At 70.1% G+C, this 572-nt stretch carries 1 protein-coding gene; it reads right to left on the bottom strand.

Annotated elements, in window-relative coordinates:
* On the bottom strand, positions 1–572 hold a 572-nt coding region (locus GTY47_RS03555), incomplete at both ends, for an ATP-binding cassette domain-containing protein (protein ID WP_010038632.1).

Here is a 572-nt window from a genome sequence, read left to right on the forward strand (position 1 = left end):
GAGTGCGCCGGTCATGATGGCGACGACCTCCGCCATGGAGTAGTCGGAGGGCTTGATGACGGCGGCGCGCCGGCCCAGGCGGTGGACGTGGATCCGGTCGGCGATCTCGAAGACGTGCGGCATGTTGTGGCTGATCAGGACCACCGGCATGCCCTTGTCGCGAACCCGGCGGATGAGGTCGAGGACCTGGCCGGACTCCTTGACGCCGAGGGCGGCGGTGGGTTCGTCCATGACCACGACGCTGCGGGCCCAGGCGACCGCGCGGGCCACCGCGACGGCCTGCCGCTGTCCGCCGGAGAGGGTCTCGACGGCCTGGGTCAGCGAACGCAGGCCGATCTTCAGGTCCGCCATGTGCTCGGCGGCCTCCTGGCGCATGCGCTTCTTGTCCAGCATGCGGAAGGCACTGCCGAGGACACCGGGGCGGCGCAGCTCGCGCCCCAGGAACATGTTCGAGGCGATGTCCATGGAGGCGGCCACGGCGAGGTCCTGGTACACCGTCTCGATGCCGTGGGCGCGTGCGCTCTGCGGACCGGAGAACTGGATCGGCTCGCCGTTCAGGCGGATCTCACCCT

The organism is Streptomyces sp. SID5464 (genome assembly GCF_009862985.1).
Taxonomy (GTDB): Bacteria; Actinomycetota; Actinomycetes; order Streptomycetales; family Streptomycetaceae; genus Streptomyces; species Streptomyces chartreusis_D.